This is a genomic window from Streptomyces sp. NPDC085900 (genome assembly GCF_044540925.1).
Lineage (GTDB): Bacteria > Actinomycetota > Actinomycetes > Streptomycetales > Streptomycetaceae > Streptomyces > Streptomyces gilvifuscus.
The window spans coordinates 301,387-324,845 of the sequence record NZ_JBITSP010000009.1 but is presented as its reverse complement, the minus strand read 5'-3'; the positions used below and the strand labels follow the sequence as shown (position 1 = coordinate 324,845).

The following is a 23,459-nucleotide window of genomic DNA, read 5'->3' as shown; positions in this document are numbered from 1 at the left end:
AGGACCTGCTTGCCTCGCCCTTGACCGGACAGAACCTGCCGACCCCGCCGCCATCCGCTCGACAGGACCGGCGTTCGTCACCCTCGGCCGGGCAGGACCGGCCCTCCGTTTCCTCCGGCGGACAGGCCGCGCACCTTCCGCCACCGACTGGCCAGGACCGGCCTCCCGCACCCCCCGCCGGACAGGCCCCGCCCCTCCCGCCCCCGGCCGGCCAGGACCGGCCCCCGCCCCCCGCCGTCACCAGCGACCTCCCGCCAACCCAGGGCCACCCTCCACGAGCACCGTCAGGGCAGGAACGGAACCCGCCACCGCCACCCGGTCGGCCCCGCCGCGCACCCGCCTCACCGCCACCCGCTGCCGCCCCCGCGCACCGAGGCTCCCCCGCACCGGTGCCCCCACCGTCCCGCCGGTCCGGCGAGCTGCCGTCCACGCACGCCGCGCTCGTGTGTGTCGCCCTGCCGGGCCTCGTCATCTCTCCGGAGCAGGGGCAGCTGAACGGCGAGGGCATGGAGGGGTTCTACCGTGCGGGCCGGCGCGTGCTCTCCCGGTGCCAGGTCCGTGTGGCCGGTCGCGAACCACTCGCCGTCCAGGCCCGGATGACCTCGGCCGACCGAGCCCTCTTCGTGGGCACGCTCCGGGTCTCCCCGCACTCCGGCCCGGACCCGGACGTCGTCGTCGAGCGTGTCCGGCACGCCGACGGGACGGAGCGGATCACCCTGCACAGCGCGGCTCCGCGCCCCCTGCGTGTCCCACTGGAGGTCGCTCTCGGCACGGACCTCGCCGATCTCGGCGCCATCGCGTCCGGCACCGGTGGCCCCGAACTGCCCGCCACCGTCCACGACTCGGGCCTGCGCTGGTCCTGCCCCACCGGCACCTCCTCGGTCACCGCGGACCCGCCGCCCTCGGACGCGCTGGCCTCGGCGGGGCTGCTGCGCTGGGAGTTCGAGCTGGCGCCGGGTGGCAGCAGAAGCCTGGAGCTGCGGGTGCGGCCCGACGGAGCGGGGCCTCTCCGCGCCGCGGGCCACGCCGCGACGAGTCCGTTCGCCGCCGCGTCTGCGTCAGGCGACGACTCCAGGATCCGGCCGCTCATGCGGACGAGCATCGAGGATCTCCGGGCCCTGCTGCTGCGCGACCCGGCACATCCCTCCGACACGTATCTCGCGGCCGGAGCACCCTGGCGCTGCGGGCCCGCCCCCGCCGAGGCATTGGCTGCGGCCCGGATGACCCTGTCCCTCGGCACCCGGCTCGCCGCGGGCACCCTGCGCACTCTCGCCCGTGCCCAACTCGCCGGTTCCGGGCCGCGGTCGGGCATGATTCCCGGGCCGCGCAGAGACGCCGGGCCGCACCTGCCGCCGGGCTGTACAGGTACCGAAGCCACGCTGCTCTTTCCCACACTGCTGGCGGAGGCCCGTCGCTGGGGCCTCCCCGAGCGGGAGACGGCGGAGCTGCTGCCGGCGGCCGAGCGCTGTCTGACCTGGCTGCTGAACACCGTGGGCGACGGCACCTACCTGCGAGATCCCTACCCCAGTGGCCCCGTCCGCTGCGAGACGCAGGCCCACGCCCACCGTGCGGCCCTGCTCGGTGCCGACCTGCTCGACGCCTGCGGCCGGCCGGGCGGCGCCGGACTGCGGCAGTGGGCGCGGGAGCTGCGGACGGCGTTCCGGGAGGAGTTCTGGATCGACGACCTGGGCGGAGGCCGGCCGGTGGCGGCCCGCGCGCCCGACGGCACTCCGGTGCCGTACCTGGGGTCGGGCGCCGCCCATCTCCTCGACACCGGCCTGCTGGGCGGCGGCGAACTCGCCGTCGGTCTCCTGGACAAGGCGCAGACGGAACAGCTCGCACGCCTGTTGGGCGGGCCGGCCATGGACTCGGGCTGGGGGCTGCGCGGGCTGGGCGCGAAGGAGGCCGGGCACAACCCGTTCGGCCACCGCAGCGGTGCCGTGCGCGTCCACGACACGGCGGTGGCGATCGCCGGCCTGGCCGCCGCCGGATACGAGAAGGAGGCGAACGCTCTGCTGCGGGGCGTCCTCGCGGCGGCCGAGGCCTTCGATCACCGGCTGCCCGAGATGTACGCGGGGGTGCGGCGCACCGAGGACAGCGTCCCTCTGCCGCACCCGGCGGCCTGCCGCCCGGCGGCCACCGCGGCCGCGACCGGGGTGTTCCTGCTGTCCACACTGGCGGGCATCCGCCCCGACGCGCCCGCCGGCACCGTCACGCTGCGTCCCGTGCACAGCGCGCCCCTCGGCGAGATCGTCCTGACAGGGCTGCGGATCAACGACGCCCCCTTCTCCGTGAGGGTCAGCCGGCTCGGCCTCGCGATGGTCGAGGAAGCGGCCGACGGGCTGCAACTGGGGGTGTGACCTGGCACGACAACCCACCGCACCCCCACAGGCAGCAGACGCCGAGACGCATACCGGAAAGAAGTGGATCAGTCACCGAAGCGGCCGACGAAGGGAGTGTTTATCGTCAGGCAGACGACTATGATCGCCGCATGCCCTACGACCCGTCAGCCTTTCCGCCCTTCGCCGTCACCGTGGACCTGGTCGTACTGACCGTGCGCCGCCACGCCCTGTGCGCGCTGGCGGTGCGCAGGGGCGAACCACCCTTTCAGGGGCGCTGGGCACTGCCCGGCGGTTTCGTGAGGGCCGACGAGGACCTGGCGCAGGCGGCGGCACGCGAGTTGGCCGAGGAGACCGGGCTGCGCGCCCACGATCCCGCGGTCCCCGCCCAGGACAACGGCGCCCACCTGGAGCAGCTCGCGACCTACGGCGACCCCAAGCGCGATCCCCGGATGCGGGTGGTCAGCGTCGCGCACCTCGCCCTCGCCCCCGATCTGCCCGCCCCACGCGCCGGCGGCGACGCCAGCAACGCCCGCTGGGCGCCGGTCGACGAGCTGCTGCAGCAGGGCGGTTACGGCCGCGACGGCGAACCGGTGGCGCCGCTCGCCTTCGACCACGCCCAGATCCTGTCCGACGGGGTGGAACGCGCACGCTCCAAGATCGAGTACTCCTCCCTCGCCACGGCGTTCTGCCCCACCGAGTTCACCGTCGGAGAGCTGCGCAGGGTCTACGAGGCGGTGTGGGGCGTGGCCCTCGACCCGCGCAACTTCCATCGCAAGGTGACGGGAACACCGGGCTTCCTCGTCCCCACCGGCGGTACCACCACGCGACAGGGCGGCCGCCCGGCGCAGCTGTTCCGGGCGGGCGGTGCCACGTTGCTCAACCCGCCCATGCTGCGCCCCGAAGTGTGAGGCCGAACCCGCGAACGACATCTCCGCCCGGCACGGCGACCGTTGCGGCCCCGGGCTGAGGAGCGAGCGGCGAACACGGTTCCGAGCGGACCGATCGCGGCTGGTGGGGCGGCCACGCGATGCCCGGAAAAACGGACATAGCGCGCTATCTTGCTGCGGGTGATCCAGGCCTTCGGACTGACCAGCAACCCCCGCAAGGACCTTCCGCCCGTCGTCGACGACGTCTCCTTCGAGGCGTGCGCGGGCCACGTCACCGCACTCCTCGGCACGCCGGGATCGGGCCGGACGACGGTGCTCAGACTCATGCTCGAACTCCAACAGGGCCGCGGCTTCACCTACTTCAGGGGCCGCCCGCTGCACCGCATCGCCCACCCGTCGCGCGAGGTCGGCGTACTCCTCGGCGACGTCCCGGGCCACCCGGCCCGCACCGTCCGCGGCCATCTGCGCATGCTGTGCGCCGCCGCGGGCGTACCGGTCCGCCGTGCCGACGAAGTCCTCGAGACGGTCGGCCTCGTCAGCCTGCGCGACGAGCGCCTCGGCAACCTCTCGCGAGGCATGGACCGCCGCCTAGGCCTGGCCTGCGCCCTGCTCGCCGACCCCCACACACTCGTGCTCGACGACCCGGCCGACGACCTCTCCACCCGCGAGACCCGCTGGCTGCACGGCACGCTGCGCGCCCACGCGGCGCAGGGCGGCACGGTCCTGCTCACCACGTCCGACCCCAAGGAGGCCGCCCGCAACGCCGACCGGGTCGTCACCCTGGAGCGCGGCAGAATCGTCGCCGACCAGGACGTGAGCGAGTTCGCCCGCACGCGGCTGCGCCCCCGGGTCGCCGTCCGCAGCCCGTACGCCCCACGCCTCGCCGCCCTCCTGGCCAAGGAGGCGCGCGCCGCCCGGCGCTCCGTCGAGATCGTCCGCGAGGGCGGCAACCGCCTCTGCGTGTACGGCAGTACCTGCGCCGACGTCGGCGAGACGGCGTTCCGCCACGGCATCCTCGTACACCAACTCGCCGACGAGACCGGGGACATGGGGCCCGGCGCGGGTGCGTACCCCGCCGCGGAGCCCGATGACGCCGACGCCTCGGGGCGACCGCTCCCGCACTCCACCGCCGACACGACGGGGAAGCCCGGGACCGCCCCGCGGGACATCACCGGTCAGCCCGAAACCCCACCGCACCACACGGCCGCGGCCGACGGCGCCCGGGAAACGGCCGCAACACAGGACCTCTCGGCGCACGCCGACTCGGCTTCCGGCGCCGACCCCGCGCTGAGGCCGCGCGCGGCCGACACCCGCCGTCTCGCCCTCACCCCCCTCCCACCCCCCATCTCCGTACGATCCGCCCCCAGCCCCCTCCGCCCCCTGCGCTACGAGATCCGTCGCGCGACCGGCATCGGCACCGGGTTCCTCACCGCGGCCGCCGTGCTCGTCGTGTCCGCCGTCACCGCCGTACTGCTCGCCCGGATCGGACACACTCCGCAGGCGCGCCTGCTGGCCGCCTGGCCCCGGGAGCTGCCCCTGCCGCCCGCCGCGCTCGGCGCGGGACTGCTGGGCGCGCTGGCCTTCGGTGACGAGTTCCGCCACCCCGCACTGGCGGCGGACCGCGGCACCGTGCCCCGCCGACTGGGGCTGCTCACCGCGAAACTCCTGGTCGCCGCCGCCACCGCGCTGATGCTGGCCTTCCTCACGGTCGGCTGCGACGCCGAAGTGCTCTATCTCGTATACGGACGGGAGCTCGCGCAGGTTCCCGCGTACTGGCCGTCACTGAGCGCGAGTTGGCTGGGCCTCCTCTTGGGCTGCGCCTGGGCCGGGGTGCTGGCGGCGGGCATCTTCCGCTCCACCACGGCGGGCCTGGCGGCCGTGCTCGCGGTACCGGTCGTCGTCGTTCCCCTCGTACAAAAGGCCTTGGCGGGATCGTCAGTGCGGACCGCGGCAGGATTCCCGATGCGGCTGCGCGAGACGCTCTGGCTGCAGTGGCCCTTCGGCGGAGAGCGCTATCTGTCCGTGCTGGCGCGGGTGCTCGTCCAACCCGTGGGCGGCGCCCTGACGTTGTCGCTGGCCGCTCTGCTCTGCGCATATGTGCTCACGACCCTGCGCAGCAGGGTCCGATGACGACCGCCTCGCGCGCTTTCGCCCCACCCTGCGCACAACTCCCCAGGGAAAGCCCATTTCTTTCCGATAAGGCGTCAATTGCGACGGGGTGAGCGATCACCCTTTCGTGTGCTTTTCACCAAAGACCTCAAGGCAGTTGAGAGCGAGGCCGACAAAGGATCCGTGAGTACCCTTGCGCACACCATGATGACCGCCGCCCGCTCCGCAGACTCCGGTCTCGCCGGCCCGGGCGAACTCGACCGCTACCCCTTCGCCGAGGCCTCCGTGGCCGACCGCGTCGGAGCCCCCGTATGGGAGAGCGCGGACCCGGAGCTGGGCCGCGTGGGCCGGCGTGCCGCGGGCAGCCGCGGACGCGGGCTGCACGGCCAACTCGTTCAGCAGCTCGGTCAGATGATCGTCTCCGGCGACCTGGGCGCCGACCGCCCGCTGGTGCCCGAGGAGATCGGCCAGCGTTTCGAGGTCTCGCGCACCGTCGTCCGTGAGTCGCTCCGCGTCCTGGAGGCCAAGGGCCTGGTCAGCGCCCGCCCGAACGTCGGCACGCGCGTGCGTCCCGTCAGCGACTGGAACCTCCTCGACCCGGACATCATCGAGTGGCGGGCCTTCGGGCCGCAGCGGGACGACCAGCGGCGCGAGCTGAGCGAGCTGCGCTGGACGATCGAACCGCTGGCGGCGCGCCTGGCCGCGGGACACGGACGCGAGGACGTCCAGCAGAGGCTCGCGGACATGGTCGAGATCATGGGGCACGCCATGGGGCAGGGCGACGCCCTGACGTTCTCCCGCGCGGACGCCGAGTTCCACTCCCTGCTCATCCAGCTCGCGGGCAACCGCATGCTGGAGCACCTCTCCGGGATCGTGTCGGCCGCTCTCCAGGTCTCCGGAAGCCCGGTGACGGGCTGTGACCGGCCCAACGACGTGTCCCTGGCGCACCACGGCAGGATCGCCGACGCGCTCGCGACCGGCGACGGCGCGGCCGCCGAGGCGGCCATGCGTCAACTGCTCACCGTCCACCCCGAGGTGGAGCGTGTGGTGCCCGCACCGCGCGAACACTGAGCGCGGACCCGCGGGTGGAGCGGCCGGGGAAGCCTCCCCCTCCTGGGGCCTCGCCCGGTCGGCGAACCGTCTCTCGTCGGACTCCGCAGGATCTCTCGGATCCTGCGGAGTCCGACGGTGCGACGGGGCGTGTGTTTCAGGGCGCGACCCCGGGTAGTAGGCATGGGTGGCCGTCTCTGCCCTTGTCTGGCGGTTTTTGACCGGTTACGGGGTGTGACTCGGGCCACGCAGATTGGGCGTAACGCTCGCGGGAACAGCGCGATGACCTAAGAGGTGACAGCCGAGGAAGGAATATGGACGCCGTTCACGGCGCTGTGCATCTTCCCGGCCCCCGCCCGCGCCGTCGGCCCAATCCCCAAAGCCGGCGGTCGGCTCCTGTCCGTCCTGGACGGGGCCGGAAGCCGTTTTCCAACGTTCCGAGAGGTTGTTCGTGTCGGCCAGCACATCCCGTACGCTCCCGCCGGAGATCGCCGAGTCCGTCTCTGTCATGGCTCTCATCGAGCGGGGAAAGGCCGAGGGGCAGATCGCCGGCGACGATGTGCGTCGGGCCTTCGAAGCTGACCAGATTCCGGCCACTCAGTGGAAGAACGTACTGCGCAGCCTCAACCAGATCCTCGAGGAAGAGGGTGTGACGCTGATGGTCAGTGCCGCGGAGCCCAAGCGCACCCGAAAGAGCGTCGCAGCTAAGAGTCCGGCCAAGCGCACCGCCACCAAGACGGTCGCGGCGAAGACGGTGACCACCAAGAAGGCCACCGCCACCGCTCCCGCGGCGGCGCCCGCCGCCGACACGCCGGTCGAGGAAGACGCCCCCACCGCCGCTGCCGCCAAGAAGGCCCCCGCCAAGAAGGCCACGGCGGCCGCGAAGAAGACGGTCGCCAAGAAGACGGCGGCCAAGAAGACCAGCGCCAAGAAGGACGACGCCGAGGTCATCGAGGAAGAAGTTCTCGAGGAGACCCCGAAGGCCGGCGACGAGCCCGAGGGCGCCGAGAGCGCGGGCTTCGTGCTGTCCGACGAGGACGAGGACGACGCCCCGGCCCAGCAGGTCGCCGCCGCCGGTGCCACCGCCGACCCGGTCAAGGACTACCTCAAGCAGATCGGCAAGGTCCCCCTGCTCAACGCCGAGCAGGAGGTCGAGCTCGCCAAGCGCATCGAGGCGGGCCTGTTCGCCGAGGACAAGCTGTCCAACGCCGACAAGCTGGCCCCGAAGCTCAAGCGCGAGCTGGAGATCATCGCCGAGGACGGTCGCCGCGCCAAGAACCACCTCCTGGAGGCCAACCTCCGACTGGTGGTCTCCCTGGCCAAGCGCTACACCGGCCGCGGAATGCTCTTCCTGGACCTCATCCAGGAGGGCAACCTCGGTCTGATCCGCGCGGTCGAGAAGTTCGACTACACCAAGGGCTACAAGTTCTCCACGTACGCCACTTGGTGGATCCGTCAGGCGATCACCCGCGCCATGGCCGACCAGGCCCGCACCATCCGTATCCCGGTGCACATGGTCGAGGTCATCAACAAGCTCGCGCGCGTGCAGCGCCAGATGCTCCAGGACCTGGGCCGCGAGCCCACCCCGGAGGAGCTGGCCAAGGAACTCGACATGACCCCGGAGAAGGTCATCGAGGTCCAGAAGTACGGCCGTGAGCCCATCTCCCTGCACACCCCGCTGGGCGAGGACGGTGACAGCGAGTTCGGTGACCTCATCGAGGACTCCGAGGCCGTCGTCCCGGCCGACGCGGTCAGCTTCACGCTCCTGCAGGAGCAGCTGCACTCCGTCCTGGACACCCTGTCCGAGCGCGAGGCGGGCGTCGTCTCCATGCGATTCGGTCTCACCGACGGTCAGCCGAAGACCCTCGACGAGATCGGCAAGGTCTACGGCGTGACGCGTGAGCGCATCCGCCAGATCGAGTCCAAGACCATGTCGAAGCTGCGCCACCCGTCGCGTTCCCAGGTGCTGCGCGACTACCTCGACTAGGTCGCGCCCGTACGACACCCAAGGCCCGGTTCCGCACGCGGAACCGGGCCTTGTCGCGCCGTCGCGCGGGTGCGGCGCGCCCCCCGCTGGATCACTCTGGGTCTCCAAAGACAACCGAGAGTGAGGAACGTGTATGCGTCGTCCGTCTGTCCGGGCACTGACCCGGCCGCTGGTCCTGGCGGCTGCCGCGACCGCGATACCGCTGCTGTCCGCCGCTCCCGCGCCCGCCGACGTCGTCGTGGGCGGCTTCCCGGTCGACATCTCCCAGAGTCCGTGGACGGTGGCGCTGTCCAGCCGTGACCGGTTCGGGGGTACGCGCGCGGGGCAGTTCTGCGGCGGCGTGGCGGTTGGGCCCACGGTCGTGCTCACCGCCGCGCACTGCATGGGTGAGGAGGTCCTGGGGGCGCCGCCGAACCGCGTGCGGGACCTGAAAGTCATCACGGGCCGCACGGACCTGCTCTCGGACCGGGGCCGAGAGATCGCGGTGCGCGAGGTACGGGTCAATCCCGGGTACGACAGCGAAACCAACGCGGGGGACTTCGCCCTGCTCACCCTTGCCGAGCCGCTCCCGGGGAGCCCGGTCGTCGCCATGGCGGCGGCCGGTGATCCGGCGTACGAGCCGGACACGAGCGCCGTGGTCTACGGATGGGGTGACCTCACGGGGGGTGGTGACTACGCGCGCACGCTGCACGCCGCACGCGTGCGCGTACTGCCCGACGCACAGTGCGAGAAGGCGTACCCGGGCCGCGACGACGGCACCTATGTCGCCGAGAGCATGTTGTGCGCCGGAGAGACGCAGGGAGGGCGGGACGCCTGTCAGGGAGACAGTGGCGGCCCTCTCGTGGCCCAGGGGAAGCTGATCGGGCTGGTGTCCTGGGGCAGCGGCTGCGGCCGGGCGGGCAGCCCGGGCGTCTACACGCGCGTGTCCGAGGTCGTACGGGCGCTGGGGGCTCCGGGAGGGAGCGGCGTCACGGACGCCCTGGAGAGCCGCTGACGGAGCCCTAGCGGGGGTTTCCGTACGAGCGCGGGCGGCGCGGTCCCTGAATGCAGGGGCCGCGCCGCCCGTATGCCGGCCTGAACCGGATGTCGGCTCGTCGTCAACGCGAAGTGTCAGCGCTCTTCTTCGGTTGCTGATGCCGGAACGGACGTCAGCCGCTCCGTCTCGTCCTGTATCTCAGCGGCGATCTTCTTGAGTTCCGGCTCGAACTTGCGACCGTGGTGGGCGCAGAAGAGCAGCTCTCCGCCGCTGAGCAGGACAACGCGTACGTAGGCCTGCGCGCCGCAACGGTCGCAGCGATCGGCGGCCGTCAGCGGGCTCGCGGGGGTCAGAACAGTAGTCACGTCGCCTCTTCTCTAGCTCGACGAGCTGTCGTACCAGGGTCAACATCCAACCAGCCCCAAACTGTTCCCGCCCGGGGCTTTTCCTCGAAAGAAATCTTTCGAGGCCGGCTGTCTGTTGCCGGTTGGCGGCGAATGTGCCGTATTGCGTGTCTGTGTGTCTTACGGGTTCGCTCTGGCTGTCAACATCAGTCCTCCCGGCTGGCTTGCCGGTTGTTCATGAGGACGTGCCCGGAGCCTAAATGGTTCATGCCTCCAATGGAACGTGATGTGTACTTCACCCCATCGAGGGATCGAACATGTATGCGACCCTGGACTAGGCTGTGTTTCGCCACGAGGGTGGCGTTACAACGGCTCTACCAGGCCTCGGTACCCTCTTCACGGCAAGCAAGGCCGCGCCCTTACCCAAAAGGGCCTCACCTGAAATTCAGCGAGGAGCGAACCGCGTGACCGCCGAAACGTCCGTGTCGTCCACAGCGCTGCTGGCAGGAGCAGAGCGGGACGGTTCCAACTACACCGCGCGGCACCTGCTCGTCCTCGAGGGGCTCGAGGCCGTGCGCAAGCGTCCGGGTATGTACATCGGATCGACCGACAGCCGCGGTCTGATGCACTGCCTGTGGGAGATCATCGACAACTCCGTCGACGAGGCCCTCGGGGGCTACTGCGACCACATCGAGGTGATCCTCCACGACGACGGCTCGGTGGAGGTCCGGGACAACGGCCGGGGCATCCCGGTCGACGTCGAGCCCAAGACGGGCCTGTCCGGCGTCGAGGTCGTCATGACCAAGCTGCACGCCGGCGGCAAGTTCGGCGGCGGCTCGTACGCGGCGTCCGGCGGTCTGCACGGCGTGGGCGCCTCCGTGGTCAACGCGCTGTCGGCCCGCCTCGACGTCGAGGTCGACCGCGGCGGCCACACGCACGCGATCAGCTTCCGCCGCGGTGTGCCCGGCGCCTTCGCGGGCAACGGCCCGGACGCCAAGTTCGAGGCCGCCAGTGGCCTGCGCAAGGCCAAGAAGATCCCCAAGACCCGCAGCGGCACGCGCGTGCGTTACTGGGCCGACCGCCAGATCTTCCTCAAGGACGCCAAGCTCTCCCTGGACAACCTGCACGGCCGGGCCCGCCAGACGGCGTTCCTGGTGCCCGGCCTGACCATCGTCGTCCGTGACGAGTTCGGCCTCGGCGAGGGCGGCAGCAAGGGTGAGGAGTCCTTCCGCTTCGACGGCGGCATCAGCGAGTTCTGCGAGTACCTGGCGAGCGACAAGCCGGTCTGCGACGTCCTCCGCCTCTCCGGCCAGGGCACGTTCAAGGAGACGGTCCCGGTCCTGGACGAGCACGGTCAGATGACCCCCACCCAGGTCACCCGCGAACTCGACGTCGACGTCGCCATGCGCTGGGGCACGGGCTACGACACGACCCTGAAGTCGTTCGTGAACATCATCGCCACCCCCAAGGGCGGCACGCACGTCGCGGGCTTCGAGACGGCCGTCACCAGCACCCTCAACGAGGTCCTGCGCAGCAAGAAGCTGCTGCGCGTGGCCGAGGACGACATCGTCAAGGACGACGCCCTGGAGGGGCTGACGGCCGTCGTCACCGTGCGTCTCGCCGAGCCGCAGTTCGAGGGCCAGACCAAGGAGGTCCTCGGCACCTCGGCGGCCCGCCGGATCGTGAACACCGTGATCACCAAGGAACTCAAGGCGTTCCTGACCTCCACGAAGCGTGACGCCGCGGCCCAGGCCCGCGTCGTCATGGAGAAGGCCGTCGCCGCCGCCCGTACGCGCATCGCCGCCCGCCAGCACAAGGACGCCCAGCGCCGCAAGACGGCCCTGGAGTCCTCCTCGCTGCCGGCGAAGCTCGCCGACTGCCGCAGCGACGACGTGGACCGCAGCGAGCTCTTCATCGTCGAGGGCGACTCCGCGCTCGGCACCGCCAAGCTCGCCCGCAACTCCGAGTTCCAGGCGCTGCTCCCGATCCGCGGCAAGATCCTGAACGTCCAGAAGTCGTCCGTGACCGACATGCTCAAGAACGCCGAGTGCGGCTCGATCATCCAGGTCATAGGGGCCGGCTCCGGCCGTACCTTCGACATCGACGCGGCCCGCTACGGCAAGATCATCATGATGACCGACGCCGACGTCGACGGCTCGCACATCCGCACCCTGCTCCTGACCCTCTTCCACCGCTACATGCGGCCCATGGTCGAGGCCGGCCGGGTGTTCGCCGCGGTACCGCCACTGCACCGCATCGAGCTGGTCCAGCCGAAGAAGGGCCAGGACAAGTACGTCTACACGTACTCGGACCGGGAGCTTCGCGACAAGCTGCTCGAATTCGAGAGCAAGGGCGTCCGGTACAAGGACTCCATCCAGCGGTACAAGGGTCTCGGTGAGATGGATGCCGACCAGCTGGCCGAGACGACCATGGACCCCCGCCACCGCACCCTGCGCCGGATCAACCTCTCCGACCTGGACGCGGCCGAGACGGTCTTCGACCTGCTGATGGGCAACGACGTGGCACCGCGCAAGGAGTTCATCTCCAGCTCGGCGGCGACGCTGGACCGTTCGCGTATCGACGCGTAGGCGTGGCGTTCGGCTGCGGCTGCGGCCGCGGCTGGTGCCCGGCCGTGGCCCGTGCCTGGCTGGTCCCAACTGCCTCGGCTTAGTGCAGCGGGGCCTGGTGCCGGGCCGGGGCTCGGCGTGGGCCGGGCTTGGCGGGCGCGCTTGGCCCGGGCAGGGCTCGGCACGGGGGCTTGGCTGACGGGGCTTGGCCCGGGCAGGGTTCGGCGGGCTGCGTTTGACCCGGGCACGGCTCGGTGGGCGGGGCTCGGCGCGGGGAGGCTCGGCCCGGGCAGAGCCGGGTTCTCCACCCGTGGGTGGAGACCGCGGCACCGCACGAATCCACCCACGGTCCACCCCGGCTCCGATCTGCCGGCCTGCGGATTTCCGTAGCGTCGAAGGCGTCGACAGCACTCGCTGTCGCATCTCCCTTCCTCGCTCACGGAGGCACCGATGTCCGGGCTTGTCAACGCGCTGGCGATCGCGGCCGTGGTGGTTCTGGTGGTCGTCCGCCAGTTCCGCGCCCAGCGGATAGGCGCCGGACGGCGCTGGTGGCTGGTCCCCGTCGTCCTCGGCTTCGTCGCGCTGCGCGAGCCCGGCATCGTCGACGCCCACCACCGCACCGCGTCTCTCGTCCTGCTCGGCGCGGAGCTGCTGATCGGCCTCGCCACCGGAGCCGGCTGGGCCTGGACCACCCGCATATGGGCGGAGCCGGACGGCGCAGTGTGGAGCAGGAGCACCAAGGCGAGCGTGACCGTATGGATCGTCGGCATCGCCCTGCGCGTCGGCCTGTTCGCCCTCGGTACGGCAGTCGGTGTCCACCAGGACAGCTCTGCCCTGCTCCTCGCCCTCGCCGCCACCCTCCTGGTCCGCTCCGGGATCCTCCTGTGGCGGTCCGGGTCCGTCGCTCCGGCTCCGGCCGTGACCGCGGCGACCACGGCGTACGGTGACTTCACGGTCCGGTCGGCCCCGAAGGAGCGTGTGTGACGGAGAACGCCTGGACACACTGGCCCTCCAGAGAGGCCCTGGGCCGTGCGGGGACCTCACGGCCCCGGCGGCTGCTCGCCTGGCTCGTACGACTGCTGGTGCTCGGCATGCTGTTGTGGGGCGCCTACGAGAGCACCCACGTCCACGGGTGGGGTGTGGTCGGCGCCGTGGCGGGCGTCCTTCTGGCCGGCGGTGCCGCCTGGGGATTCTGGCGCACCACCCTCGCCCACCGACTCCTTCCGTCGCTCGTGCTCATGGCCGCTCTAGTCGGGCTCGCCGTCGTAGGACAGGCAGCCGGCTTCAGGACCGCGGCCCTCGTCCTGTGGTGCGGCTGCGCCGTCAGCGCCCTGGAGCGCCTGCCCCTGGCCGCCGCCGTACCCGTGACGTCGGTCTCCCTCGCCGCCTACGCCGCCGTGAACAACGACGTGTGGCTGACCACCGCGGTGACGACGGCCGGACTGGCGCTCGCCGGATACACCCTGCGCCTCGACGCCGAGGCCCGGGGCAACGCCCAGCGACTGCTGGCCCAGGAGCGCGCCGCGCGGGCCGCCGAGGCCGAGTCGGCGGCGCTCGCGGAACGGGCCAGGATCGCGCGCGAGATCCACGACGTGCTCGCTCACAGCCTCTCGGCGCAGCTCGTGCACCTGGAGGCGGCCCGGCTGCTCATCGAGCGGGGAGCCGACCGGGAGCAGATTCTCGAACGGGTGGTGGCGGCGCGCGGCATGGCCCGCGACGGACTCGACGAGACCCGGCAGGCGCTGTCCGCGCTGCGCGGTGATCTGACTCCGCTGGAGGACTTCCTGACGCAGCTCGTCGGTACGTCGGCCGGTGCCGAGGTCACCATTGCGGGTGAGCGCAGGCCGCTGCCGGCGGAGGCCTCGCAGGCCGTTCGCAGGGTCGCTCAGGAAGCCCTGACGAACGTGCGCAAACACGCGGCGGGGGCCAAGGTGCGCATACGGCTGGAGTACGGCGACCACCAAGTGACGCTGGACGTGAGGGACTCGGGCGGCTCGCCTGGCGACCTGACCGGGTCGGGCGCCGGGTACGGTCTGCTGGGCATGCGCGAGCGTGCCGAGCTGTTGGGCGGCTCGCTGGAGGCCGGGCCGGACGATGGGGGATTCGTGGTGACGCTGAAGGTGCCCGTATGACGGAAGAGGCGCAGACCAGGACCGCACGGGTGGTCGTCGCGGACGACCAGACCGTGGTCCGTGAGGGCATCGTGATGCTGCTGGGCCTGCTGCCGGGGATCGAGGTCGTCGGTTCGGCGGGAGACGGGGAGGAGGCGGTGAAGCTCGTCGCCGAACTCGCCCCGGACGTGGTGCTGATGGATCTGCGCATGCCGCGGTGCGACGGCGTGGAGGCGACCCGGCGCATTCGCGAGGAGCACCCCGGCACGCAGGTCGTGGTGCTCACGACGTTCGCCGACGACGAGTCGTTGTTCCCGGCCTTGCGCGCGGGGGCGCGGGGTTACCTCACCAAGGACGCGGGAGGGGACGAGATCGTACGGGCCGTGCACAGTGTGCTGTCCGGGGACGCGGGGCTTTCACCGAGCATCCAACGGCGGTTGCTGGAGCGGTTGTCGGAGCCAGAGCCGCGTCCGGCGCCCCCGGCGGAGCCGCCGGACGGGCTGACCGCACGGGAGATCGAGGTGCTGGTGCTGATCGCGGAGGGACTCAACAACACCCAGATCGGACGCAGGCTGCACGTGTCCACGGCGACCGTGAAGACCCACATCAACAACATCTTCACCAAGACGGGCCTCAAGGACCGTGCTCAGGCGGTGCGTTACGCCTACGCGAAGGGAATCGCGCGCCCACCAGCGGATTGAGTCACCTGATGGGGTGAAGTGAACAGGGAAGAGAAGTCATGGATCTTCCCGTTCTGTCCATCCTTGGGCATGCAGTCAAGCAACGGCCGCCCCCGCGGCAGTGGGGCCGGCGCCGAAGGTTCTGCCGAACACCGCACGGGCCGTGGCCAAGCGCGTGCCGTGGTGTCCGGGGACATGAGGTACGACGATCCCTGGTATGACGCGCTCGCCTCGGGCTGGGGCGAGCCGACCGGAGCCGCGGTACCCGCGGCCGAGTCCGCGCGCCGAGCCGGGGAGGTGCGCGCGGCAGCGGCGGCGGACGTCTACCTGGAGGTACAGCGCAGCGCGGCGTTCCAGGAAGTCCGCCGCCGCTACCGACGGTTCGTGGTGCCGGGAGTCTTCCTCTTCCTCGCCTGGTACGTGACCTACGTGGTGACGGCCACGGCCGCACCGGCGTTGATGGCGCGGCCGGTGGCAGGCGCCGTGAACGTCGCCATGGTGGCGGGACTCGGGCAGTTCCTCACCACGTTCCTGCTGGCCTGGGCCTACGCACGGCATGCGCGGCTGCGCAGGGACCGGGCCGCGCTCGACCTGCGCTGGGACACCCAGGAGCGGACACGCTCGGTCCAGGGCGGTGCCTCGTGACGGGTCATCACCAGACTCTGGGGATACTGCTGTTCAGCGGGTTCGTCGCCGTTACGCTGGCGATCACGACCTGGGTGAGCCGCAACCGCCATGGCTCGGCGGAGGAGTTCTACGTCGGGGGGCGACTTTTCTCTCCACTGGAGAATGGTTTTGCCATCGCCGGGGACTACATGTCGGCGGCATCCTTCCTCGGCGTCACCGGGCTCATCGCGCTGTTCGGTTATGACGGGCTGCTGTATGCGGTGGGCTTCCTCGTGGCCTGGCTGCTGGTGCTGTTCCTGGTCGCCGAACTCGTGCGCAACTGCGGGCGGTTCACCCTCGCGGACGTGATCGTGGCACGGATGAGCGAGCGGCCGGTGCGGGTCGCGGCGGGAACCTCCTCGGTCACCGTGTCCGTTCTCTACCTGGTGGCACAGATGGTGGGCGCTGGGAGCCTGGTGGCGCTGCTGCTCGGGGGGACGAGCCAGGGTGCGCGGGCGTGGACCATCGTCGGCGTCGGCGCGCTCATGGTCATCTACGTGTCCATGGGCGGGATGCGGGCCACCACCTGGATCCAGATCGTGAAGGCGGTGCTGCTGCTCGGCGGCACGGTCGCGTTGACCGTCCTCGTCCTGCTGCGGTTCCACGGAGATGTGGACAGGCTGCTGCAGACGGCGGCCGAGCGCAGCGGTCACGGTGACGCGTTCCTGGCCCCTGGGTTGAAGTACGGGGCGGACTGGACCGCCCGCCTGGACTTCATCAGCCTCGGGCTCGCCCTGGTACTGGGCACCGCGGGGCTGCCGCACATCCTCTCCCGCTTCTACACCGTGCCCACGGCGCGGGCGGCCCGGCGTTCGGTGCTCTGGTCGATCGGGCTCATCGGCGGCTTCTACCTGATGACGATCGTCCTGGGCTTCGGCGCGGCGGCGATCGTGGGGCCGGATTCGATCCGTGGGTCCAACGCGGCCGGGAACACGGCCGTCCCGCTTCTCGCCCTCGACCTGGGCGGCGGTGCCGACTCCACGGGCGGAACTGTTCTGTTCGCGGTCGTGGCGGCCATCGCCTTCGCCACGATTCTCGCGGTGGTCGCCGGTATCACCCTCGCGTCCTCCGCGTCCGTGGCTCACGACCTCTACGCATCGCTGCGCCGCGGCCGGGGCGAGCCGCGCAGCGAGGTGGCGGTGGCGCGCGTGGCCTCGGTCGGTATCGGCGTGGTCGCGATCGCCCTCGGCCTCCTCGCGCGGGACATGAACGTCGCCTTCCTGGTGGGCCTCGCCTTCGCGGTCGCCGCGTCCGCGAACCTGCCGGTGCTGCTGTACTCGCTGTTCTGGCGGGGCTTCACCACCCGGGGCGCGGTGTGGGCCGTCTACGGCGGGCTGATCCCCGCACTCGCGCTCGTGGCGCTGTCGCCGGTGGTCTCGGGCAGCCCGGACTCACTGTTCCCGGGTGTCGACTTCCAGTACTTCCCCCTCCAGAACCCCGGCATCGTGTCGATCCCACTGGGCTTCCTGGCGGGCTGGCTCGGCACGGTCACCTCGGCCGAGCTTCCCGACGAGGCCAAGCACGCGGAGACCGAGGTGCGGTCACTGACGGGGGCGGGGGCCGCCTAACCGAGGGCGCCCTCGCCGTCGTAATGCACAGCGTGCGGTCCGCCCGTCAGGGCGCGACCCACGCGTACAGGTGTTCCGGGCGGCCTGTGTCGCCGTATTTGAGGGACAGGCGCAGGCGGCCGGCCTGTTCGAGGTGGCGGAGGTAGCGCTGGGCGGTGGAGCGGCTCAGGCCGGTCTCGGCGGCGACCTCGTGGGCGGAGAGCGGGTGGTCGGCGTCGTGCAGGACGTGGCAGATCAGGTCGGTCGTCGGCTCCGAGTGGCCGCTGGGCAGGCCCGGTGAGGAGGGCGCCGGCGCGGTGCGCAGGGCGCCGAAGATGCGGTCCACCTGCTCCTGACCGGCGATTCCGCGGCCGCCGACCCGGTCGACCGTGCGGCGCAGGGCGGCGTAGGAGTCGAGGCGGGTCCGCAGGGCGGCGAAGGTGAACGGTTTCACCAGGTAGTGCAGGGCGCCCAGGCGCATGGCGGTCTGCACCGTCGTCACGTCGCTGGCCGCGGTGATCATGATGACGTCGGTGCCGTGGCCCTGTTCCCGCATGCGGTGGACGAGGTCGAGGCCGGTCTGGTCGGGCAGGTAGTGGTCGAGCAGCACCAGGTCGACACCGCCGCGCTGCACGGTGGCCAGCGCCTGCGCAGCGCTGTGCGCGCGGGCGGCCACCCGGAAACCGGGAACCTTTCCCACGTACTTGGCGTTGATCTCGGCGACGCGGAAGTCGTCGTCCACGACCAGGACGTCAATCATCGGGCCTCTTTCTGTCAAGGCCTGGCGGGCGTTAAGCCCGTGTTTCGGCTCCGCTGTTGTAGCGCGAGCAAAATGAGCACAACAGTCTGTTGCAAGCAAAAGAACGGCATGCGCTCAGAAGGCTGCTGCTGTGTCCCGGACCACATCTACCGTCCCCGGCCATGAGCGCAGACACCAGCCCCGCCATCCGGCTGCGGGGCGCGAGCAAGATCTTCAGGACCCCGTCGGGGGGTCTGCACACGGCGGTGAGGGAACTCGACCTCACCGTCGGGCGCGGCGAGTTCGTGGCCGTCGTAGGACCGACCGGATGCGGCAAGTCGACCACGCTGACCCTGGTCAGCGGGTTGGAGGAGCCCACCGAGGGCGAGGTCCTGGTCGCCGGGGAACCGGTGCGCGGCGTCGGCGACAAGGTCGGTTTCGTCTTCCAGCAGGACGCCACCTTCCCCTGGCGTACCGTCCTGTCGAACGTCATGGCCGGCCCCCGCTTCCGCGGTGTGCCGAAGGCGGAGGCCAAGCAGAAGGCGCGCGAGTGGCTGGCCAGGGTCGGACTCGCCGCGTTCGAGGACCGTTATCCGCACCAGCTCTCCGGCGGTCAGCGCAAGCGCGTCGCGCTCGCCGCCACCTTCGTCAACGACCCCGAGATCCTGCTGATGGACGAGCCCTTCTCGGCGCTCGACGTGCAGACCAGGGCGCTGATGTCGGACGAATTGCTGGAGCTGTGGGAGGGCACGGGCGCCTCGGTCGTGTTCGTCACCCACGACCTGGAGGAGTCCATCGCGCTGGCCGACAAGGTCGTCGTCATGACGGCCGGACCCGCCACCGTCAAGCACGTCTTCGACATCGACCTGCCGCGGCCGCGCAAGGTCGAGTCGGTGCGCCTGGAGCCGCGGTTCATCGAGATCTACCGCGAGATCTGGGAGTCCCTCGGCGAAGAGGTCCGCATCACCCGCGAGAGGGGTGCCGCCGATGTCGCCTGAGGTTCTCAGCACGCCGGTCGTCGACACCGTCAAGACCCCGGATCGCGCCCACTCACGCGCGCGTGCCGCCCGCAGACGCAGGATCGTCGTCACGGCCACCCGCGTCCTGCTTCTGGTCGCCGTCCTCGGCCTGTGGGAGGTGTTCTCCCGCGCGAAGGTCATCGATCCGTTCAACTTCTCGATGCCGTCGAAGATCTGGGACCAGATCTGGACCTGGGTCACCCACGGCACCGCGCTCGGCTCCCTGGGCGAACAGATCTGGTACACGCTCTACGAGGCGCTGCTCGGCTGGGTGCTCGGCGTGGTCGCCGGTGTCGTGCTCGGCATCGCCCTGGGGCGGATCCGTTTCCTCGCCGATGTCCTTGGTCCATACATCAAGGTGCTCAACTCGATGCCGAGGATCATCCTGGCGCCGATCTTCCTCATCTGGTTCGGTCTCGGCCCGGCGTCCAAGGTCGCCTCGGCGGTCGTCCTGGTCTTCTTCCCGGTGTTCTTCAACGCCTTCCAGGGCGCCCGCGAGGTCGACCGCAACCTGGTCGCCAACGCCCGCATCCTGGGCGCGAGCGACCGTCGGGTGACCCTTCAGGTCGTCATCCCGTCGGCCACCTCGTGGATCTTCACCAGCCTCCACGTCAGCTTCGGCTTCGCGCTCATCGGCGCCATCGTCGGCGAGTACATCGGTGCCACCAAGGGCATCGGCCTGCTCGTCGCGCAGTCCCAGAACACCTTCAACGCCGCCGGTGTGTACGCGGCCATGGTGATCCTCGCCGTCGTCGCGCTGGCGGCCGAGGGACTGCTCACCTTCGTCGAGCGCCGCGTCTTCCGCTGGAAGCCGACGAACTCCTAGCCACGACCGCCCTCTTGGGCGCCCTGGCCCCTCCGCCTCCGCAGGCTCCCTGACCGCTTCGCTCCCGCACCGCCATCCACAAGGACGTGAACCACCATGCGCAAGTCCGCCAGAATCACCGCCCTCGCCGCCGTCGGCGTCCTCGCCCTGTCCTCCCTCACCGCCTGCGCCAACGACGCGGCGAGCAGCACCTCCGCCGACGCCGGCAGCAAGGGCGACGGCAAGGGTACGAAGGTCAAGATCATGGTGGGCGGCCTGGACAAGGTCATCTACCTGCCCGCGATGCTGACCCAGCGACTCGGCTACTTCGACGCCGAGGGACTCGACGTGGAACTGCTGAGCGAGCCGGCCGGCGTGCAGGCCGAGACCGCGCTCGTCTCGGGGCAGGTCCAGGGAGCCGTCGGCTTCTACGACCACACGCTCGACCTGCAGACGAAGCAGAAATACGTCGAATCCGTCGTGCAGTTCTCGCAGGCGCCCGGCGAGGTGGAGATCGTCTCGAACAAGGCCGCGGGCGACATCACCTCGCCCAAGGACTTCAAGGGGAAGAAGCTCGGCGTCACCGGGCTCGGCTCCTCGACCGACTTCCTCACCAAGTACCTCGCGGTCAAAAACGGAGTGAAGGTCAGCGACTTCACGCCGGTCGCCGTCGGTGCCGGGCCGACCTTCATCGCGGCGCTGCAGAAGGGCGCCATCGACGGCGGCATGACGACCGACCCGACCGTCGCCACGATCCTGGACAAAAAGGCGGGCAAGGTCCTGCTGGACATGCGGACTCCCGAGGGGTCCCAGAAGGCGCTCGGTGGCCCGTACCCGTCGTCAAGCCTGTACATGCAGACGGACTGGGTCAACGGTCACAAGGACACCGTCCAGAAGTTGGTCAATGCATTCGTCAAGACGCTCAACTGGATGTCCACGCACAGCGCTTCCGAGATAGCCGCCAAGATGCCCGCGGACTACTCCCAGGGGAACAAGGCGCTCTACGCGCAGGCCGTCAAGAGCACCCTGCCCATGTTCACCAAGGACGGCGTGATGCCGGCGAACGGCCCCGAGACCGTCGAGAAGGTGCTCAAGGCGTTCAACCCGAACATCAAGAACGCCAAGGTCGATCTCAGCAAGACCTTCACCACCGAGTTCGTGGAGAAGGCCAAGGGCTGAATCCGTATGGAGGAGGGGCACGGTCCCTTCCCCCGCCCAACCGGGCCGTGCCCTCAGGCGCGGGTCGCCCACACGTAACGGTGTTCAGGGCGGCCCGCGTCGCCGTACTTCAGGGTCAGCCGGGCCCGCCCCGTGCGCTCCAGGAGCTTCAGATAGCGCTGGGCGGTCTGGCGGCTCACCCCGGTCCGGTCGGCCAGCTCCTGGGCCGACAGCGGCCCCTCGGCGTTCATCAGGGCCTGACGCACCAGCTCGGCGGTGGTGGGGGAGTGCCCCTTGGGCAGCCCCGGATCCGAGGGCGCCGACAGGACGCCGAAGATGCGGTCGACCTCGGCCTGTTCGGCCTCGCCGCCGCCGTCGAGCCTGCGGCGCAGCTCCGCGTACGCCTCCAGCTTGGCGCGGAGCCCCGCGAAGGCGAACGGCTTGACCAGGTACTGCAGCGCGCCGTGCCGCATCGCGGCCTGCACCGTCGCCACGTCCCGGGCCGCCGTCACCATGATCACGTCGGTCTGGTGGCCTCGCCGGCGCATCTCCTGGACGACCGCGAGGCCGGTCTCGTCGGGCAGATAGTGGTCCAGGAGGACCAGGTCCAGCTGGGGCAGCGCCTCCAACTGCCGCAGAGCCTCGGCCGCGTTGTGCGCCTCACCGGCGACGTGGAAGCCGGGTACCTTCTCGACGTAGGCGGCGTTGACCTGGGCCACCCTGGTGTCGTCGTCCACGACCAGGACCTCGATCATCACGACTCCTCCTTGACGGCGACCGTGTCCTTGGCGGCGTTGGCGGCCGGCACCGGCTCGGGCTCGGCGAGCGCCTCCGGGAGGACGACGGTGAACTCCGCGCCGCCGCCGTGCGCCTCGCCCACCGTCGCGCTGCCGCCCTGTCTCTCGGCGAGCCGGCGCACCATGGAGAGCCCGATGCCACGCTCGCGGTGCGCGGGTGCCTCCTTCGTGGACCAGCCGTCGGTGAAGACCAGTTCGCGTTGTTCCGCCGGGATCCCGGGCCCCGTGTCGCGCACTCTGAGGACGACGGTACGGCCCTCGGTGCGCAACTCGACCTCCACGCGCGCGTGAAGGGTCCCCGCGACGGCGTCGAGCGCGTTGTCGACCAGGTTGCCGACGACCGTGACGAGCCCCCGCGGGTCGATCAACCGGTCCGGCAGCCGCGTCCGGTCCGAGATCCACAGGGCGACGCCCCGCTCGGCCGCCACGGTCGCCTTGCCGACGAGCAGAGCCGCGAGCAGCGGATCCCGGATCTTCTCCGTCACCTGCTCCGCGGTGGCACGGTGGTCGCCGACCACCTCGCCGACGAACTCCACGGCGTCGTCGTACATCTCCAGTTCGAGCAGGCCCAGAAGGGTGTGCATGCGGTTGGCGTGCTCGTGGTCCTGGGCGCGCAGCGCGTCGATCAGGCCGCGCGTCGAGTCGAGCTCCCGGCCCAGCTGCTCCAGCTCGGTGCGGTCGCGCAGGGTGGCCACGGCGCCGCCGTCGTCCGTGGGCATGCGGTTGGCGACCAGGACACGCTGGCCGCGGACGGTGAGCAGGTCGGTGCCGGTCACCCGGCCGGCCAGGATGTCGGCCGTCCGCCCCTCGCCGAGAGCCTCGTCCGGCGAGCGGCCGACGGCCTCCTCGTCGATGCTCAGCAGACGGCGGGCCTCGTCGTTGAGGAGGCGTACACGGCCGGTGCGGTCCAGGGCGACGACACCCTCCCGGATGCCGTGCAGCATCGCCTCGCGCTCCGCGAGCAACGCCGAGATGTCGGAGAAGGCCAGGTCGCGGGTCTGCCGCTGGACCCGGCGGGAGACGAGCCAGGCGGCCAGCGCTCCGACGGCCAGGGCGCCGCCCGCGTAGGCGAGCAGCCCCGGGATCGCGCTCAGCAACCGGGCCCGCACACTGTCGTAGGCGATACCGACGGAGACCGCGCCGATGATGCGATGGCGGGCGTCGTAGAGCGGCACCTTGCCGCGGGCGGAGCGACCCAGCGTGCCCCGGTCTATCTCCATGACCTCGTTGCCCGCCAGAGCCTCCTTGGGGCTCGTCGAGACCTTCCGGCCTATCTCCGAGGCCGTCGGATGCGACCAGCGCACCCAGTGCGTGTTCAGCACGACGATGTACTCGGCGTTCGTCGCCAGCCGGATCCGCTCGGCCTCCCTCTGCACCGGACCGTTCCTGCTCGGCGGTGTGGTGAGCACGCCCTCGGCGATCTGCGGGTCCTGCGCCGTCGTCTCGGCGATGGCCAGGGCCCTGCGCATCGCCTCCTGGTCCAGCTGCTTGCTCAGCGGCGCGAGGAACAGGCCGGTCGCGAGTACCGCGACCCCCGCGGCGATCGCCACCTGCATCAGCAGGACCTGCGAGAACACCCGCTTCGGCATGCCGAGACGCAGGCGGCGGGCGGGCGGAGTGGATCTCATACCCATGACGGTACGTGGGAGGGCCGGAGCCGCCGTAGGGGGTGTGG

The 23,459-nt window shown here is 70.9% G+C and carries 19 protein-coding genes; 15 read left to right on the top strand and 4 right to left on the bottom strand.

Going from position 1 to position 23,459, the window contains the following annotated elements; all coding sequences use genetic code 11:
* Window positions 1–491 precede the first annotated feature (491 nt).
* From ACIGDI_RS29760 to ACIGDI_RS29735, 6 genes are all read left to right on the top strand, one after another.
* The gene (locus tag ACIGDI_RS29760) at window positions 492–2,360 is read left to right on the top strand and encodes a glycogen debranching N-terminal domain-containing protein (protein WP_399903090.1); all 1,869 of its coding nucleotides are present in this window, start codon (window positions 492–494) and stop codon (window positions 2,358–2,360) included.
* A 131-nt stretch (window positions 2,361–2,491) separates the two neighbouring features.
* Window positions 2,492–3,250 carry an NUDIX domain-containing protein gene (locus ACIGDI_RS29755; protein WP_099931797.1) on the top strand — a complete coding sequence of 253 codons (759 nt, stop codon included), beginning with the start codon at window positions 2,492–2,494 and terminating at the stop codon, window positions 3,248–3,250.
* A 159-nt stretch (window positions 3,251–3,409) separates the two neighbouring features.
* Window positions 3,410–5,359, top strand: a complete 1,950-nt coding sequence (locus ACIGDI_RS29750; RefSeq protein WP_399902910.1) for an ATP-binding cassette domain-containing protein — start codon at window positions 3,410–3,412, stop codon at window positions 5,357–5,359.
* A gap of 162 nt (window positions 5,360–5,521) precedes the next feature.
* A complete protein-coding gene (locus ACIGDI_RS29745; protein WP_390628173.1) occupies window positions 5,522–6,409 on the top strand; it encodes a FadR/GntR family transcriptional regulator in 888 nt (295 codons plus the stop codon).
* A gap of 430 nt (window positions 6,410–6,839) precedes the next feature.
* Window positions 6,840–8,375, top strand: coding sequence for an RNA polymerase sigma factor (locus ACIGDI_RS29740; protein WP_272176381.1), 1,536 nt, complete (start codon window positions 6,840–6,842; stop codon window positions 8,373–8,375).
* Window positions 8,376–8,508: 133 nt separating this feature from the next.
* Window positions 8,509–9,369, top strand: coding sequence for a S1 family peptidase (locus ACIGDI_RS29735; protein WP_399902905.1), 861 nt, complete (start codon window positions 8,509–8,511; stop codon window positions 9,367–9,369).
* A gap of 116 nt (window positions 9,370–9,485) precedes the next feature.
* On the opposite strand, the gene ACIGDI_RS29730 is transcribed toward ACIGDI_RS29735, so the two are convergent.
* On the bottom strand, window positions 9,486–9,716 hold the full coding sequence (locus ACIGDI_RS29730; protein WP_200699702.1) for a hypothetical protein: 231 nt from the start codon (window positions 9,714–9,716) through the stop codon (window positions 9,486–9,488).
* Between the two features lie 443 nt (window positions 9,717–10,159).
* Between ACIGDI_RS29730 and ACIGDI_RS29725 the strand changes: the two genes are divergently transcribed.
* From ACIGDI_RS29725 to ACIGDI_RS29700, 6 genes are all read left to right on the top strand, one after another.
* A complete protein-coding gene (locus tag ACIGDI_RS29725) occupies window positions 10,160–12,283 on the top strand; it encodes a type IIA DNA topoisomerase subunit B (protein ID WP_399902902.1) in 2,124 nt (707 codons plus the stop codon).
* Between the two features lie 429 nt (window positions 12,284–12,712).
* Window positions 12,713–13,246, top strand: a complete 534-nt coding sequence (locus ACIGDI_RS29720) for a DUF1453 domain-containing protein (RefSeq protein ID WP_399902899.1) — start codon at window positions 12,713–12,715, stop codon at window positions 13,244–13,246.
* Window positions 13,243–14,394 carry a sensor histidine kinase gene (locus ACIGDI_RS29715; protein ID WP_399902897.1) on the top strand — a complete coding sequence of 384 codons (1,152 nt, stop codon included), beginning with the start codon at window positions 13,243–13,245 and terminating at the stop codon, window positions 14,392–14,394. The genes ACIGDI_RS29720 and ACIGDI_RS29715 overlap by 4 nt, the downstream gene beginning before the upstream one ends.
* Window positions 14,391–15,074, top strand: coding sequence for a response regulator (locus ACIGDI_RS29710; protein ID WP_399902894.1), 684 nt, complete (start codon window positions 14,391–14,393; stop codon window positions 15,072–15,074). The genes ACIGDI_RS29715 and ACIGDI_RS29710 overlap by 4 nt, the downstream gene beginning before the upstream one ends.
* A gap of 69 nt (window positions 15,075–15,143) precedes the next feature.
* On the top strand, window positions 15,144–15,698 hold the full coding sequence (locus ACIGDI_RS29705; RefSeq protein WP_399902891.1) for a DUF485 domain-containing protein: 555 nt from the start codon (window positions 15,144–15,146) through the stop codon (window positions 15,696–15,698).
* On the top strand, window positions 15,695–17,287 hold the full coding sequence (locus tag ACIGDI_RS29700) for a cation acetate symporter (protein WP_399902888.1): 1,593 nt from the start codon (window positions 15,695–15,697) through the stop codon (window positions 17,285–17,287). The genes ACIGDI_RS29705 and ACIGDI_RS29700 overlap by 4 nt, the downstream gene beginning before the upstream one ends.
* 46 nt (window positions 17,288–17,333) lie before the next feature.
* On the opposite strand, the gene ACIGDI_RS29695 is transcribed toward ACIGDI_RS29700, so the two are convergent.
* On the bottom strand, window positions 17,334–18,026 hold the full coding sequence (locus ACIGDI_RS29695; RefSeq protein WP_399902885.1) for a response regulator: 693 nt from the start codon (window positions 18,024–18,026) through the stop codon (window positions 17,334–17,336).
* 161 nt (window positions 18,027–18,187) lie between these two features.
* Between ACIGDI_RS29695 and ACIGDI_RS29690 the strand changes: the two genes are divergently transcribed.
* The 3 genes from ACIGDI_RS29690 to ACIGDI_RS29680 all read left to right on the top strand — a co-directional run bounded on the left by ACIGDI_RS29690 (window position 18,188) and on the right by ACIGDI_RS29680 (window position 21,008).
* Window positions 18,188–19,003: an ABC transporter ATP-binding protein gene (locus ACIGDI_RS29690; RefSeq protein WP_142143113.1), complete on the top strand. Its 816-nt coding sequence runs from the start codon at window positions 18,188–18,190 to the stop codon at window positions 19,001–19,003.
* Entirely contained in the window at window positions 18,993–19,850 is an 858-nt protein-coding gene (locus tag ACIGDI_RS29685; RefSeq protein ID WP_399902883.1) for an ABC transporter permease, read from the top strand. The genes ACIGDI_RS29690 and ACIGDI_RS29685 overlap by 11 nt, the downstream gene beginning before the upstream one ends.
* 96 nt (window positions 19,851–19,946) lie before the next feature.
* Window positions 19,947–21,008 (top strand): ABC transporter substrate-binding protein, encoded by a 1,062-nt coding sequence (locus ACIGDI_RS29680; protein ID WP_272176374.1) that lies wholly within the window; start codon window positions 19,947–19,949, stop codon window positions 21,006–21,008.
* 53 nt (window positions 21,009–21,061) lie between these two features.
* On the opposite strand, the gene ACIGDI_RS29675 is transcribed toward ACIGDI_RS29680, so the two are convergent.
* Window positions 21,062–21,742, bottom strand: a complete 681-nt coding sequence (locus ACIGDI_RS29675) for a response regulator (protein WP_272176430.1) — start codon at window positions 21,740–21,742, stop codon at window positions 21,062–21,064.
* Window positions 21,742–23,412: an ATP-binding protein gene (locus tag ACIGDI_RS29670; protein ID WP_399902879.1), complete on the bottom strand. Its 1,671-nt coding sequence runs from the start codon at window positions 23,410–23,412 to the stop codon at window positions 21,742–21,744. Before ACIGDI_RS29670 ends, ACIGDI_RS29675 begins: the two co-directional genes overlap by 1 nt.
* Window positions 23,413–23,459: the final 47 nt, after the last annotated feature.

What these genes read in the sequence shown, in the direction of transcription:
- ACIGDI_RS29755 (WP_099931797.1), top strand. Translation starts at nt 2,492, where the DNA reads ATGCCCTACGACCCGTCAGCCTTTCCGCCCTTCGCCGTCACCGTGGAC.
- ACIGDI_RS29735 (WP_399902905.1), top strand. Translation starts at nt 8,509, where the DNA reads ATGCGTCGTCCGTCTGTCCGGGCACTGACCCGGCCGCTGGTCCTGGCG.
- ACIGDI_RS29720 (WP_399902899.1), top strand. Translation starts at nt 12,713, where the DNA reads ATGTCCGGGCTTGTCAACGCGCTGGCGATCGCGGCCGTGGTGGTTCTG.
- ACIGDI_RS29710 (WP_399902894.1), top strand. Translation starts at nt 14,391, where the DNA reads ATGACGGAAGAGGCGCAGACCAGGACCGCACGGGTGGTCGTCGCGGAC.
- ACIGDI_RS29705 (WP_399902891.1), top strand. Translation starts at nt 15,144, where the DNA reads ATGCAGTCAAGCAACGGCCGCCCCCGCGGCAGTGGGGCCGGCGCCGAA.
- ACIGDI_RS29695 (WP_399902885.1), bottom strand. Translation starts at nt 18,026, where the DNA reads ATGATTGACGTCCTGGTCGTGGACGACGACTTCCGCGTCGCCGAGATC.
- ACIGDI_RS29690 (WP_142143113.1), top strand. Translation starts at nt 18,188, where the DNA reads ATGAGCGCAGACACCAGCCCCGCCATCCGGCTGCGGGGCGCGAGCAAG.
- ACIGDI_RS29685 (WP_399902883.1), top strand. Translation starts at nt 18,993, where the DNA reads ATGTCGCCTGAGGTTCTCAGCACGCCGGTCGTCGACACCGTCAAGACC.
- ACIGDI_RS29680 (WP_272176374.1), top strand. Translation starts at nt 19,947, where the DNA reads ATGCGCAAGTCCGCCAGAATCACCGCCCTCGCCGCCGTCGGCGTCCTC.
- ACIGDI_RS29675 (WP_272176430.1), bottom strand. Translation starts at nt 21,742, where the DNA reads ATGATCGAGGTCCTGGTCGTGGACGACGACACCAGGGTGGCCCAGGTC.
- ACIGDI_RS29670 (WP_399902879.1), bottom strand. Translation starts at nt 23,412, where the DNA reads ATGAGATCCACTCCGCCCGCCCGCCGCCTGCGTCTCGGCATGCCGAAG.